Annotated in this window: 1 rRNA gene; it reads left to right on the top strand. The window is 44.1% G+C overall.

Features of this window, described 5'->3' with window-relative positions:
* Nucleotides 1–1,366: ribosomal RNA gene (locus CDH49_RS15460) — 23S ribosomal RNA — on the top strand; the annotation flags it as partial.

The following is a 1,366-nucleotide window of genomic DNA, read 5'->3' as shown; positions in this document are numbered from 1 at the left end:
CCCGAGAGGGGAGTGAAATAGATTCTGAAACCATTTACTTACAAGTAGTCAGAGCACGTTAAAGTGTGATGGCGTACATCTTGCAGTATGGGCCGGCGAGTTATGTTAATATGCAAGGTTAAGCAGAAAAAAGCGGAGCCGTAGGGAAACCGAGTCTGAATAGGGTGACTTTAGTATATTGGCATATACCCGAAACCAGGTGATCTATCCATGAGCAGGTTGAAGCTTAGGTAAAACTAAGTGGAGGACCGAACCGTAGTACGCTAAAAAGTGCCCGGATGACTTGTGGATAGCGGTGAAATTCCAATCGAACCTGGAGATAGCTGGTTCTCTTCGAAATAGCTTTAGGGCTAGCGTATAGTATTGTTTAATGGGGGTAGAGCACTGAATGTGGAATGGCGGCATCTAGCTGTACTGACTATAATCAAACTCCGAATACCATTAAAATTAAGCTATGCAGTCGGAACGTGGGTGATAACGTCCACGCTCGCGAGGGAAACAACCCAGATCGTCAGCTAAGGTCCCAAAATTGTGTTAAGTGAGAAAGGTTGTGAGATTTCATAAACAACTAGGAAGTTGGCTTAGAAGCAGCCACCTTTTAAAGAGTGCGTAATTGCTCACTAGTCAAGAGATCTTGCGCCAATAATGTAACGGGACTCAAACACAATACCGAAGCTACGGGCACATTATGTGCGTTAGGAGAGCGTTTTAATTTCGTTGAAGTCAGACCGTGAGGACTGGTGGAGAGATTAAAAGTGAGAATGCCGGCATGAGTAACGATTCGAAGTGAGAATCTTCGACGCCTATTGGGAAAGGTTTCCTGGGCAAGGTTCGTCCACCCAGGGTTAGTCAGGGCCTAAGATGAGGCAGAAATGCATAGTCGATGGACAACAGGTTAATATTCCTGTACTTGGTAAAAGAATGATGGAGTGACGAAAAAGGATAGTTCTACCACTTACTGGATTGTGGGGTAAGCAACAAGAGAGTTATATAGGCAAATCTGTATAGCATAATCTTGAGTTGTGATGCATAGTGAAGACTTCGGTCGAGTAACGAATTGAATGATTTCATGTTTCCAAGAAAAGCTTCTAGTGTTAATTTTTTATCAACCTGTACCGAGAACGAACACACGTTCCCAAGATGAGTATTCTAAGGCGAGCGAGAAAACCAATGTTAAGGAACTCTGCAAAATAACCCCGTAAGTTCGCGAGAAGGGGCGCCTATTTTTAATAGGCCACAGAAAATAGGGGGGGGCAACTGTTTATCAAAAACACAGCTCTCTGCTAAGTTGTAAAACGACGTATAGAGGGTGAAGCCTGCCCAGTGCCCGAAGGTTAAACGGAGATGTTAGCTTACGCAAAGCATT

Source organism: Confluentibacter citreus (assembly GCF_002807055.1).
GTDB lineage: Bacteria > Bacteroidota > Bacteroidia > Flavobacteriales > Flavobacteriaceae > Confluentibacter > Confluentibacter citreus.
This window is presented reverse-complemented; position numbering and strand designations above follow the sequence as displayed.